The organism is Bacteroides uniformis, assembly GCF_025147485.1.
GTDB lineage: Bacteria > Bacteroidota > Bacteroidia > Bacteroidales > Bacteroidaceae > Bacteroides > Bacteroides uniformis.
Genome location: NZ_CP102263.1, coordinates 187270 through 200850, shown reverse-complemented (window position 1 = coordinate 200850; position 13581 = coordinate 187270). Strand labels below are relative to the sequence as shown.

The window sequence follows — 13581 nt, the reverse complement described above, 5'->3', positions numbered from 1 at the left end:
AATCATAAATCATAAATCATAAATGGTTCAGTATGCTCTGATTGTTGCCGGTGGCAAGGGCTTGCGCATGGGGACCGAACTCCCCAAACAGTTTCTCCCGATAGGGGGGAAACCTGTTTTGATGCGCACTCTGGAGGCGTTTTATGACTACAATGCTGAGATACGGATAATATTGGTGCTTCCCCACAGCCAGCAGGATTACTGGAGGCAGCTGTGCAGGGAGTACTGTTTTTCATTGCCGCATGCCATTGCAGATGGAGGGGAGACGCGGTTCCACTCCGTAAAGAACGGTTTGGCTTTGGTCAAGACACCTGCTTTGGTCGGTGTGCACGATGGGGTACGTCCATTCGTAGCCCGGGAAGTGATTGCACGCTGTTATGACTTGGCTGCCGGGAAAAAGGCTGTGGTTCCGGTAATAGGTGTGGTGGAGACCGTTCGCCGTATGGGAGGGAAAGGCAGTGTGACTGTCGGCAGGGATGATTATAGATTGGTGCAGACTCCCCAGGTTTTTGATGCGGAACTGCTGAAAGCGGCATACGAGCAGCCCTATACACCCCATTTTACCGATGATGCTTCTGTGGTGGAAGCATTGGGCGTATCTGTCTTTTTGACGCCGGGAAACCGGGAAAACATTAAAATAACCACTCCTTTTGATTTAAAAATAGCCACAGCTCTGATAGGTTCATGTTCGATTTAGCCACGCGTGACATAAAATATTTGTCGGGCGTCGGGCCGCAGCGTGCTTCGGTGCTCAATAAGGAATTGGGCATTTACTCCTTGCACGATTTGCTATATTACTTTCCATATAAATATGTAGACCGCAGTCGGATTTATTATATTCAGGAGATTGATGGGACGATGCCCTATATTCAGCTGAAAGGTGAAATACTAAGTTTTGAGACGGCTGGAGAAGGGCGCCAGCGCAGGCTGATAGCTCATTTCTCGGACGGTACGGGGGTAGTGGACCTGGTTTGGTTCCAGGGCATCAAATATTTGGTAGGGAAGTATAAAGTGCATCAGGAATATATTGTGTTCGGAAAACCGACCTTCTTCAATGGTAGAATAAATATGGCTCATCCGGATATAGACTCTGCTTCGGATTTGAAATTGTCGTCCATGGGGTTACAACCTTATTATAATACGACTGAAAAGATGAAACGGAGTTCTCTCAATTCGCATGCCATCGAGAAGATGATGAATACGGTGGTGCAGCAGTTGCGTGAGCCGTTGCCCGAGACCCTTTCTCCCGCTATACTTGCCGAGCATCATCTGATGCCGTTGACGGAAGCTTTGGTCAATATACACTTTCCCGCTAATCCGGATTTATTGCGTAAGGCACAGTATCGCCTGAAGTTTGAGGAGCTTTTTTACGTACAGTTGAATATCCTGAGGTATGCAAAAGACCGTCAGCGGAAATATCGCGGTTATATTTTTGAAAGGGTGGGCGAAGTGTTTAATACTTTCTACTCCCGTAATCTTCCTTTTGAACTGACCAATGCACAGAAGCGGGTATTGAAGGAAATCCGTAAGGATGTAGGCTCAGGAAAGCAGATGAACCGCTTGCTGCAAGGGGATGTGGGAAGTGGAAAGACGCTTGTCGCACTGATGAGTATGTTGATGGCGCTCGATAATGGCTTTCAGGCATGCATGATGGCACCTACCGAGATTTTGGCAAACCAGCACTATGAAACCATCCGTGAGCTGCTGTATGGAATGGAGGTACGTGTGGAACTGTTGACCGGTTCTGTTAAGGGCAAGCGGCGCGAAGCTATCCTTGCCGGTTTGTTGACGGGAGACATACATATACTGATAGGTACCCATGCCGTCATTGAAGATACGGTGAATTTTGCTTCGCTCGGTTTGGTTGTGATTGACGAGCAGCATCGTTTCGGTGTGGCCCAACGGGCACGGTTGTGGACAAAGAATGTGCAGCCTCCCCATGTATTGGTGATGACGGCAACCCCGATTCCCCGTACATTGGCAATGACGCTTTATGGCGATTTGGATGTGTCTGTCATCGATGAATTGCCTCCCGGACGTAAACCGATTGTCACTCTTCATCAGTTTGATAGCCGTCGGATAAGCTTGTATCAGTCCATGCACAAGCAGATTGCCGAAGGCCGGCAGGTCTATATTGTCTACCCGCTGATTAAGGAAAGCGAAAAGATTGACTTGAAGAATCTTGAAGAAGGGTATCTGCATGTTTGTGAAGAGTTTCCCGAGTGTAGGGTTTGCAAGGTACATGGAAAGATGAAACCTGCTGAAAAGGATGCTCAGATGCAATTGTTCGTATCCGGCGAGGCACAGATAATGGTGGCTACCACCGTGATTGAGGTAGGTGTAAATGTGCCCAATGCTTCGGTGATGGTGATTGAGAACGCCGAGCGTTTCGGGCTGTCCCAGCTTCATCAGCTTCGGGGACGTGTAGGACGTGGAGCTGACCAGTCCTATTGTATCCTGGTTACCGGCTACAAGTTGGCGGAGGATACAAGGAAGCGTTTGGAGATAATGGTGCGGACTAATGACGGCTTTGAAATAGCGGAAGCAGACTTGAAACTGCGTGGTCCTGGAGATTTGGAAGGGACACAGCAGAGCGGCATTGCTTTCGATCTGAAGATTGCCGATATAGCCCGTGACGGACAACTGCTGCAATATGTCCGTGAAGTAGCGCAAACGGTGGTGGATGCAGATCCACATGGCATGTTGCCTGAGAACGAGGTCTTGTGGCGACAACTGAAAGCGTTGAGAAAAACGAACGTTAATTGGGCTGCCATTAGCTGAAAAAACGGTTAAACATGCACTTTTATTGCATTTTATGTTGTAAAACATGTTTGCTTGTAAATCTCCTATCTATAGGGGATTAAGACATCTTTGCGAGCTTTACAGTTTCCTCCTCTTCGAAAAAATAGTTAATGACTGATGTCGTTTTTCAGAGAGAAATGTTACCTTTGGGAGAATTTTTGAAAATCAATCTGGATATTCGCGTAGAACAAGTGGTGTTTGATTTGCCGAGATGCTTGCAACGGATATCAAAATGAATGACGAAACGGATGAATTTTAATTGGATAAAAACTGCTTTATTGGCTGCGACGGCAATGGTTAGCTTGAATTCTTTCTCGCAAGACCTGATTGCCCGCCAGGCCCCCATCGACAGAAAACTTAAGAGTGTAGATTCACTGGCTTTGCAAAAACAGATACGTGCGGAACAATCATTGTATCCGGGTTTGGATTTGTATCCCAACTGGAATAACGAATTCGTACAAGCCTATGGCAATGCGATTGTGCCTGAGAGCTATACATTTGATTTGACCGGTTTTTGTATGCCTACTCCCAATACCCGTATCACAGATGTATTCGGTTACCGTCCCCGGAGAAGAAGAGCTCATTATGGTTTGGATATCAAGGTGTATGTAGGCGATACAATCCGTGCGGCTTTTGATGGAAAAGTACGCGTTGTCAAGAATCAAGGTCGTCGTGGATACGGCAAATACGTCGTTATTCGTCACGACAATGGCTTGGAAACAGTTTACGGACACTTGTCTAAACAATTAGTTGATACAAACCAGTTGGTAAAAGCCGGCGAACCGATTGCATTGGGAGGAAATACCGGACGTTCTACCGGTTCACACCTTCACTTTGAAACCCGTTTCTTGGGTATTCCCATCAATCCTGCGCTTATGTTTGATTTTGAAAAGCAGGATATCGTAGCTGATTCCTATACTTTCCATAAGACAAAAGGCTCTTCCGGTACGGCGCGTAGCATGGCATCGGGTGAAGGTCTGTTCTATAAGGTAAAGAAGGGAGACACATTGGGACGGATTGCAGCACGTCAGGGAACCTCCATCGACAAGCTTTGCAAACTGAACAGAATTACGCGTAAAACAATCCTGAGACCGGGACAAGTATTGCGCTGCTCATAAAAACGTAAACAATCTCTATAGAAGAGGGTACTTTAATAGATTTTAGAGTGCCCTCTTTTTCTTTTTCTTTAATTATTCCTATCTTTGCAGCGCACTGTGAAAAAAGGAAATGAAAGATACCAAGCAACAATTTGAACATGTCATTGCGGTTTGCCGTGACTTGTTCTCTAAGAAACTTCATGATTACGGTCCGGCGTGGCGCATTCTTCGTCCGTCTTCCGTAACAGATCAGATATTCATCAAAGCCAACCGTATCAGAAGTATTGAAACGAAAGGGGTGACTTTGGTAGACGAAGGCATCCGTTCTGAATTCATAGCTATTGTCAACTATGGAATTGTAGGGCTGATACAGTTGGAACTTGGTTATGCCGAAGCTGCCGATATGACCAATGAAGAGGCATTGGTGCTGTATGACAAATATGCCAAAACCTCTTTGGAGTTGATGCTTGCCAAAAATCATGATTATGATGAGGCTTGGCGTAGTATGCGTATCAGTTCGTATACGGATTTGATATTGATGAAGATTTACCGGACAAAGCAGATTGAAAGCTTGTCCGGGGAGACTTTGGTTTCGGAAGGTATTGATGCCAATTATATGGATATGATTAACTATTCCGTATTCGGCTTAATTAAGATTGAATTTGGAGATTGACAAGAAACATATTGTCGGGAAAGTTTGGGTGAACCTCTGCCGTTTTCTGCTGGGGGCTTTGTTCATATTTTCCGGATTTGTGAAAGCTGTTGATCCGTTGGGTTTCTTCTATAAAATTCAAGATTACCTGACGGCTTTCGGCATGATTTCCTGGTTTCCTTCTTATGCGCCCTTGCTGGTAGGGATAGCGTTGTCTGCCATAGAGTTCAGTGTAGGTGTTTTCTTGTTTTTGGGTATACGCCGGAAGGTGGCATCTGTATTGGCATTATTGCTGATGGTTGTAATGACTCCGCTAACACTTTATCTGGCTTTGGCGAATCCGGTATCCGACTGCGGATGCTTCGGTGATGCGTGGATATTGACCAATTGGCAGACTTTCGGCAAGAACGTAGTATTGTTGGTGGCGGCAGTATCTGTATTCAAGTGGCAGGATTTACTGGTGCGTTTCATTACTCCGAAGATGGAGTGGATGATTTCCATGTATACGTTTCTATTTGTGTTTGCGTTGTCCTTCTATTGCCTGGAGAATTTGCCGATACTTGATTTCCGACCTTACAGAATTGGAGCGAATATCAAGGCGGGCATGGAAATTCCGGAAGGTGCTAAACCAAGTGTGTTTGAAAGCCGGTTCATTTTGGAAAAAGGAGGAAAGCGTCAGGAATTTACATTGGACAACTATCCGGACAGTACATGGACGTTTGTAGAATCGCGTACGATACTGAAGGAAAAAGGTTATGAACCTCCCATTCATGATTTTTCCATGATGAGTCTGGATACATGGGAAGATATAACGGACAGCGTACTGTCGGATAAAGGATATACGTTTCTGCTGGTTGCCCATCGGATAGAAGGAGCGGACGACAGTAACATCGACCTTATCAATGAAATATACGATTACAGTGTGGAGCATGGTTATGGCTTTTATGCCTTGACTTCATCTCCGGAAGACGAGATAGAATTGTGGCGTGACAAGACTGGAGCGGAATACCCTTTCTGCCAGACAGATGATATTACGCTGAAGACCATTATCCGTTCAAATCCCGGTTTGCTGTTGGTAAAGGACGGAACAATTTTGAATAAGTGGAGTGACAACCGGCTGCCTGATGAATATGTGCTGACCGATAGCCTGGACAAGTTGGAATTGGGCAAGCAGAAGCAGGAAAGTGACTTACAAACAATAGGCTATGTGTTGCTGTGGTTCATCCTTCCTCTGATGATGGTGCTTTGTGTCGATATTTTAGTCGTAAGGCGCCGGGAGAAACAACGCCTCAGACAACAATAGTATCAAATAGTAAATAGTAAATTGTCAAATAGTAAATACATTAACCCTTTTAATAATAAAACAAAATGAGAAAAAACATTGTTGCAGGAAACTGGAAAATGAACAAAACCCTCCAAGAGGGTATTGCTCTTGCAAAAGAACTGAATGAAACATTGGCTAACGAAAAGCCTAACTGTGATGTAATCATCTGTACTCCGTTTATCCACCTGGCATCTGTTACTCCTTTGGTAGACGCTGCCAAGATTGGTGTAGGTGCAGAAAACTGTGCAGACAAGGAGTCAGGCGCATATACCGGCGAAGTATCAGCTGCTATGGTTGCTTCTACTGGTGCAAAATATGTCATTCTGGGTCACTCTGAACGTCGTGCTTACTATGGTGAAACAGTTGCTATTCTGGAAGAAAAAGTAAAATTGGCTTTGGCTAACGGTCTGACTCCGATTTTCTGTATCGGTGAGGTATTGGAAGAACGTGAAGCAAACAAGCAGAATGAAGTGGTAGCCGCTCAGCTGGCTTCTGTATTCTCTTTGTCTGCCGAAGATTTCTCTAAGATTATTTTGGCTTACGAGCCGGTTTGGGCTATCGGTACCGGTAAGACTGCTACTGCAGAACAAGCACAGGAAATCCACGCTTTCATCCGTTCCTTGATTGCTGAAAAGTATGGTAAGGAAATTGCTGACAACTGCTCTATCCTTTATGGTGGCAGCTGTAAGCCTTCTAATGCAAAGGAACTGTTTGCCAACCCGGATGTTGACGGCGGTCTGATTGGTGGTGCTGCCTTGAAGGTTTCTGACTTCAAGGGTATCATCGATGCCTTTAATTAAATAGTTGAAAGCTGAAAGTTGAAAATGGATTGCATGTCGTATCTGCATAACTGTTTTCCATTTTCAGCTTTCCATTTTCCGTTATATAAAGATATTGACTCATGAAAAAGCTTGGTTTACTTTTAGTTGCATGTTTCGCTTTTGCAACGATTTCTGTAGCGCAGAATAATATTGTGAAAAGCCTGGAACGTAATGTGCCGGGACAAGGCAAGGTGACTATCCATCAAGATGCACGCATTGCGGCATTGATAGGTTCGGAGTATGTTCCTGCCGGTTCGGATGAGCAGAAAGTGATTAAAAGTTCGGGTTACCGCATACAAGTTTATGCAGGGAATAATACCCGTCAGGCCAAGAACGAAGCTTATGCGGTAGCTACCCGCATCAAGGAACATTTTCCCGAACTTACAGTTTATACCTCTTTCAATCCCCCTCGTTGGCTGTGCCGTGCAGGAGATTTCCGCAGTATCGAAGAAGCGGATGCCATGATGCGTCAGTTGCGGGCTACTGGTGTATTCAAGGAAGTTTCTATCGTGAAAGAGCAGATAAACATCCCCTTATAAAGAATTATCATGTTAGGAAAAGAAGAAATTGTATCTCCTTCATTAGATGAATTGAAGGAACATTATCACCGCATCCTTACTCTGTTGGGTGAAGATGCCGGACGTGAAGGTTTGCAGAAGACACCTGAACGGGTGGCGAAGGCCATGTTGTCGTTGACGAAAGGGTATCATATGGACCCGCACGAGGTACTCCGTTCGGCCAAATTTCAAGAGGAATACAGTCAGATGGTGATTGTGAAAGACATTGACTTCTTCTCGCTTTGCGAACATCACATGCTTCCCTTCTACGGAAAGGCACATGTGGCATATATTCCTAACGGCTACATTACCGGACTGAGCAAGATAGCCCGCGTAGTGGATATTTTCTCTCACCGCCTGCAAGTGCAGGAACGTATGACTCTCCAAATAAAAGAGTGTATTCAGGAGACGCTGAATCCGCTGGGGGTTATGGTTGTTGTGGAAGCCAAACACATGTGCATGCAGATGCGCGGAGTAGAGAAACAGAACTCCATTACCACTACATCCGATTTTACCGGAGCATTCAACCAAGCGAAGACTCGCGAGGAATTTATGAATTTAATCAGGCATAATTCTTGACGGAGAACTCCCCGAATTGAATTTAAAAATTCAGGATGACTCTGTCTCCCAGCCGCTTTGCCATGATGCTTTTTACTTTGTTCAATTCGTTGTAGCGCTCCATGATGCTGTTACACTGGGTTTCATCATTGGCTATGGCAGGGTTCTGTAACGCAAATAGGGTATGCTTCAATTCTTCGCAGACGATGGCATATTTGAAGTTTATCATTAACCGTGGAATTAGCTCATAGAGGCGTTCTTCGTCCGTTACCATTTGTTCTATCTGTGATTTCCTTAACTGATAGCGGTTGCTGATAAGCTCCACACTCAGCTTGCTGATGACGGGGTCGGGATGCGCCACAAAATACCGTTCGGCGGTAAAACCCTCATTGTGGATACGTTCGGCAGCCTCTGTCAGGATTTGCCGGTGAAGCGGATTGTGGAAGGCAAGTTCGTCTTCTTTTAAATCATTGACTATATATTCAGTTACAGTGATAGGGGTTTCCTGCCCCTCTTCATTGGTGACATTGCACATCACCCGCTCACCATAGAGCACTACCATCTTCAGAATAAGTCGTTCGTATTTATAGAACTCCTGGCCCTCCTTGCCCTCCTGCGGGATGAAGGATACATATTCTTCCTCGGGTGGAAAAGGTGGAGGTGTTTCGGAAGGGAGACCGGCAGGCAGTGATTGGGACGGATAGCCAGCTTGTTGTGCGTCGGGGTTGGTAGCTGCAGTATGACTGCCATTGACCCCCGTTTCTGCATTGGCTCTTGCGGCATTGGCCGACCGACGCTCACGTTCTGCTCGCTCAGCTTGTTGCTCGGCTTGCTTTTCGCGACGCTTGGCAACCTCAGAAACCAGCAGTTTATCTTCTACGTGCAATAATTGGGCGCACTCCTTGATATAGACATCACGCACAATGGCTTCGGGAATGATGGAAATGCTCTGCACAAGGTTTCCGATAAGCTCGGCACGCTTGATGGGGTCTTTTCCAGCATCTTCCAGCAACAGATTGGTTTTGAAGCGGATAAAGTCCGTTTCATTCTCTTGTATGAAGGCCTGGAACTCCGTCGCATTGTGTTTGCGTGCAAAGGAGTCCGGGTCGTCACCATCGGGCAGGAGGCAGACTTTGACGTTCATGCCTTCTTCCAGCAACATATCAATACCTCGGATAGAGGCCTTTATACCGGCAGCGTCACCGTCGTAGAGCACTGTCATATTGTTGGTGAAACGATGAATCATCCGGATTTGTCCGGATGTCAATGCTGTGCCCGAAGAGGCAACCACATTCTCTATGCCCGATTGGTGCATGGAAATGACGTCTGTATAACCTTCGACCAGAAAACAACGGTCTTGTTTCACAATGGCTTGTTTGGCAAAATATATGCCGTACAGTTCATTGCTTTTATGGTAAATCTCCGATTCAGGCGAGTTGACGTACTTCACCTTGACGCCTTTGGTGGCGCCGGCAAGCACACGTCCCCCAAAAGCCACCACCTTGCCGGAGAGAGTGTGTACCGGAAAGATGACGCGCCCCCAGAAGCGGTCTCGCAGTCGGTGGTCGTCCGTCTCGTAGCAGAGGCCGGTCTTGACAAGATAATCCTTTTTATAGCCTTTCTTCAAAGCTTCCTGGGCAAGGGCATCGTGGCTCTCGGTACAATAGCCCAACTGGAACTTCTCGATGATGTCATCCCGGAAGCCGCGGCTGCGGAAATAGGCCATGCCGATACTCCGTCCGTCTACGTGGTTCTTTAGGATATTCTGGAAGTAGTCACGGGCAAAGTTGTTCACAATGAAGAGGCTTTCCCGTTCACCCTGTGCTATCTTCTCCTCGCTGGATAGTTCGCGTTCTTTGATTTCAATGCCGTATTTTTTTGCGAGATATTTCAGCGCCTCGGGATAAGACATCTGTTCGTGCTCCATGATGAAATGCACTGCATTTCCTCCTTTTCCGCAGGCAAAACACTTGCAGAGCCCTTTGGCGGGGGATACATAGAAGGAAGGGGTTTTGTCATCGTGGAAAGGGCACAGACCTACATAGTTCACACCGCGTTTGCGCAGGGTGACAAAGTCTGATACGACATCGTATATCTGTGCGGCATCAAGTATGCGGTCTATGGTGGGTTGGTCTATCATTGTCTCTTTTCTAACTTGTGCAAAAGTACATGATATTTCTTGGATAATCAAAAAATATCATATAGGAAAGAGCAGACCGGAACTCTACATCATCATAAAATTCCCGTGGATTGTATAGTCGAGTTTTTCTTTCAATCTTTGTATGTCAACCGGCTTGGACATATATCCGTTAAAGCCATTCTGCATAATCTTTTCTTTGTCCGAAGCAAAGGAGTATGCCGTTACTGCAATGATAGGTACCGTTTTGGATACTTTACGTATTTCGCGAGTAGCTTCATATCCATCCATTTTAGGCATATTGATGTCCATGATGACCACATGCGGATGAAACTTCTGATGGAGTTCCACGGCTTCCTCCCCATCCCAAGCATGAACCAACTCATAATCTTTCTGTAGGATAGACTTGAACAGCATATAGTTGCTTTCGTTGTCCTCTGCTATCAGGATTATAGGCTTTTCCTTGCTTCTCTCGTTCAGAAGAGGCATTAAAGTTAGATTATTTTCCTTTTGGGCCTCTTTCGGTTTATAAGGTATTGTAAACCAGAAAGTACTTCCTTTACCTTCTCCTTCGGATTCTACTCCGATGCGTCCTTTCATTTTTGTGACAATGTTTTTGCATATTGAGAGCCCTAATCCCGTTCCTTGTATAAAGGTGTTTACTTTGGTAAACCGTTCAAATATTTTCTTCTGATTCTCTAGTGATATGCCTATGCCCGTATCTTTTACGTAGAAATAGAGTTCTTCTCCACGGATTTTGTATCCAAACATAATCTCACCTTTCTCTGTGAATTTTGCAGCGTTGACCAGCAGGTTGATGAGGACTTGAGAGAGACGGTTATGTTCTGTCTGTACATAACAAACTGGTACTTCAGGAACGAATTGTAGGGCAACACCTGTTTGCAGTCTGCCTCGTACAGTGTTTTCCACATCTTTTGCCAACTGATTTAAGTCGACATTCTGATAATTGAATTCCAGTGTATTTGCTTCTATTTTTGAAAGATCCAGGATGTTACTTACCAGTTGCAATAGCAACTGGTTGTTGGTTTCTATGATACTGATGAACTCTTTGCGTTCGGTTTCGTTTTCGGTTGCAGTCAGCAGGCTGGAGAATCCTACGATGGCATTCAAGGGGGTACGTATCTCGTGGCTCATATTGGCTAGAAATGCAGATTTCAGCCGGTCGGATTCTTGGGCTTTTTCTCGTGCTCGGATAAGCGCTTCTTCTTGCCTCTTGCGTTCTGTTATCAGTAAAAGGGAGCCGACAAGCGATATTGGATAGCCGTTCTTGTCGCGCTGGTCAATTACTGCGTTGGTTTCCATCCAATCTGTTATTTTTCGCCCTTCTACTTCGGTGATGATACGATATTCTTCTTTGATATGCTGCAACTTGCCTGAAATGAGATTTTCATGTACATGGTGCATACGTTCGAAGTCTTCCGGGTGTATCTTTCGGAAATATTCTGACGCCTTGATAATATCTACTTGGACTGTAGAGTTCTTCTCCTTTGTAAAGTTCATGTGGTCTAATATCTTTTGTGCTTCGCAATAAATCAGACCCTCCTTTAAATCCCAGCGCCATGGTATGATGCGTGCTATGCCCAATGTCATTTCCAGTTTTTTATTAATCTCTCGCAATGTGTTTTCGGCATCTTTGCGCGCTGTAATATCTACGGCAAAGACATCCAAAGTGTGTTTTTGGGATGCCGGGCAAAGAATGAATTCGTAAAAGCTGTTTGTTTGTTTGAAGTAATGAGTAAATGTTACCGTTTGCTTTTCTTGGAATACCATTTCCATGAAATGTGTCAGGTGCTCTATTTGGGAGAAGGCATTTTTCTGTGAACCATCGGTAGTTGGCGTAAACTGGTCGTTGAAAATAATATTGCCGCATCGATAGCTCATATCTGCTATCTGTCCCGTTTTGTCGAAGAAAACCTCTATTTGAGTATAAGATATCGGCATATTACGTAAAAGGGTATCATGGGCACTTAGCAAGGTGATTTTCTTTTGCTGGAACCGGTAAATGACTAAAGCTATGATAAGTAGTGAGAGTATCAACACTACTCCGCAAATAATCCACCATTGATACTTCTGCCAGAATGTAAGCGGTTTATTGATGAATACCGAGTCTTTAGGACAGAGTGTGGTGTCCAGACCGTCCATCTGCAGTTGCTGGTAGTTGATGAAGGGATAGGATTTCTTGCTATATGTAAATGGGATATTCCGTGCATCCTCTCCTGCAAATATCTGTTTGAGGGCTGAAGAAAGCGCGTTTTGCACTTCCATGCGGTCATAGAAATATCCTCCCGCAAACCCCTCTTTACCCACATAGGCATTCCTTAATGCAAATACGGGTTGAGGCGATGATGCAACTAACTGAAAGTCTCCACTGATGAGTGTAGGAAAACCGAGTAGATTCTTACGCTCGTAAAACCATGTGGAAAATAGCATACCCGTCTCCGGTTCATCATTTAGCAGATATGCCTGTAATTCGTTTTGGTTTCTTTCATTACCTATTAAGCGTTCATAGTGGAGGTTTGGATACTTTGACGTTATATAGGCATGAATAAGCCGGTCCAAGTCTTGGTTATGATAGAGTTCATCTGCTGCGAATACAATCGTTTTCATTTTTGGCAGCATCTGTACCATCATGTCGATGGTCTCTTTGTACATATACGGCGTTTCGATAAAAGTAAAGTTGTATTGCGGCTGCAGGTCAACCAGAGGAGATGTGATGGCATTGGAAATGTGTATAGGACGTCCGGTGAAATAATATTCCCGTGGAGCATACGTGTCTTCGTTGCCGATCAATACTATTGGAATATTTCCCCACTCACTCAAAATACGTTCCCTTAAAGTAAAAGCCATGTTGCCGAGAAGTACAAGATAATCGGGTTTCTTATCCTGGAAACGTTCGAAAATGCCATTCTCCATCCGGATATACAATGAGTCATTACGAATGAACGTCCCGTTCATGTGTACTACATCGGCTGTGATGTCCTCTATAGGAGATGTTTGCAGCAGGATGGGAGTTATAAGTTCTTGGCTCCAGGGTGCGCTTTCATTGTACGAGTTTATAATAAGTAATCTGCGGTGTTTGCCGACTATGGTTGCTGTGGCAAAAGCCGAACTTAAATATAAAAAAAGGAAACATAAATTGATTATGCATCTTTTATCTAGAAAAATTTTCATAACCTGATTTTTCAAGTAGTATATTGTCTAATGGCAATTTAATTGCCACGTGTTATTTATACAAAAATAATACAAATGCATTTTAATCGTAAAATATAGTTGCTAAAATTAAAAATAATTAACGGCGTCTTTTTATTCTATACACTGGAAGTTTAATGTAATTATTATTTTATATATCTGTTTTGTGTTGTCTAGCAAGTGAGTACAAGGGTGAGAGGAGATAGAAAAGGAAGTTGGCAGATTGTAATAAAAAGATAAAAAGGATATTTTCATCTTGAAAAAAGTGATATTTTTGCACCCGCTTTTGAAAATGGTACCGGAGACATTTTTTTGTCTTTTAGTGTCAACTGTTAGGATTTCCGGTGATTCATGCACCTCTTCAAAGGGCTACTTCGACGGATAGCCTGAGGTGGTGACTGTCTTTTTCATCCGGGGTGTTTA

At 44.5% G+C, this 13581-nt stretch carries 10 protein-coding genes; 8 read left to right on the top strand and 2 right to left on the bottom strand.

The window, feature by feature from the left end; all coding sequences use genetic code 11:
• Window positions 1-22 precede the first annotated feature (22 nt).
• The 8 genes from NQ510_RS00800 (at window position 23) to folE (ending at window position 7832) form a co-directional block, all read left to right on the top strand.
• The gene (locus tag NQ510_RS00800; protein WP_005829961.1) at window positions 23-697 is read left to right on the top strand and encodes a 2-C-methyl-D-erythritol 4-phosphate cytidylyltransferase; all 675 of its coding nucleotides are present in this window, start codon (window positions 23-25) and stop codon (window positions 695-697) included.
• The gene (gene recG, locus NQ510_RS00795) at window positions 685-2781 is read left to right on the top strand and encodes an ATP-dependent DNA helicase RecG (RefSeq protein ID WP_005829964.1); all 2097 of its coding nucleotides are present in this window, start codon (window positions 685-687) and stop codon (window positions 2779-2781) included. The genes NQ510_RS00800 and recG overlap by 13 nt, the downstream gene beginning before the upstream one ends.
• Before the next feature lie 269 nt (window positions 2782-3050).
• Window positions 3051-3920: a M23 family metallopeptidase gene (locus NQ510_RS00790; RefSeq protein ID WP_005837478.1), complete on the top strand. Its 870-nt coding sequence runs from the start codon at window positions 3051-3053 to the stop codon at window positions 3918-3920.
• A gap of 109 nt (window positions 3921-4029) precedes the next feature.
• Window positions 4030-4572: a DUF1599 domain-containing protein gene (locus tag NQ510_RS00785; protein ID WP_005829969.1), complete on the top strand. Its 543-nt coding sequence runs from the start codon at window positions 4030-4032 to the stop codon at window positions 4570-4572.
• Window positions 4562-5854: a BT_3928 family protein gene (locus tag NQ510_RS00780; RefSeq protein ID WP_005829971.1), complete on the top strand. Its 1293-nt coding sequence runs from the start codon at window positions 4562-4564 to the stop codon at window positions 5852-5854. The genes NQ510_RS00785 and NQ510_RS00780 overlap by 11 nt, the downstream gene beginning before the upstream one ends.
• Window positions 5855-5919: 65 nt before the next feature.
• Window positions 5920-6675, top strand: coding sequence for a triose-phosphate isomerase (gene tpiA / locus NQ510_RS00775; protein WP_005829974.1), 756 nt, complete (start codon window positions 5920-5922; stop codon window positions 6673-6675).
• A 101-nt stretch (window positions 6676-6776) separates the two neighbouring features.
• Window positions 6777-7235 carry an SPOR domain-containing protein gene (locus NQ510_RS00770; RefSeq protein ID WP_005829980.1) on the top strand — a complete coding sequence of 153 codons (459 nt, stop codon included), beginning with the start codon at window positions 6777-6779 and terminating at the stop codon, window positions 7233-7235.
• A 9-nt stretch (window positions 7236-7244) separates the two neighbouring features.
• Window positions 7245-7832, top strand: a complete 588-nt coding sequence (gene folE, locus NQ510_RS00765) for a GTP cyclohydrolase I FolE (RefSeq protein WP_005829983.1) — start codon at window positions 7245-7247, stop codon at window positions 7830-7832.
• 22 nt (window positions 7833-7854) lie between these two features.
• On the opposite strand, the gene dnaG is transcribed toward folE, so the two are convergent.
• Both dnaG and NQ510_RS00755 read right to left on the bottom strand, forming a co-directional pair.
• Window positions 7855-9951 carry a DNA primase gene (gene dnaG, locus NQ510_RS00760; protein WP_005829986.1) on the bottom strand — a complete coding sequence of 699 codons (2097 nt, stop codon included), beginning with the start codon at window positions 9949-9951 and terminating at the stop codon, window positions 7855-7857.
• A gap of 84 nt (window positions 9952-10035) precedes the next feature.
• The gene (locus NQ510_RS00755; protein ID WP_005829988.1) at window positions 10036-13140 is read right to left on the bottom strand and encodes a response regulator; all 3105 of its coding nucleotides are present in this window, start codon (window positions 13138-13140) and stop codon (window positions 10036-10038) included.
• Window positions 13141-13581 lie beyond the last annotated feature (441 nt).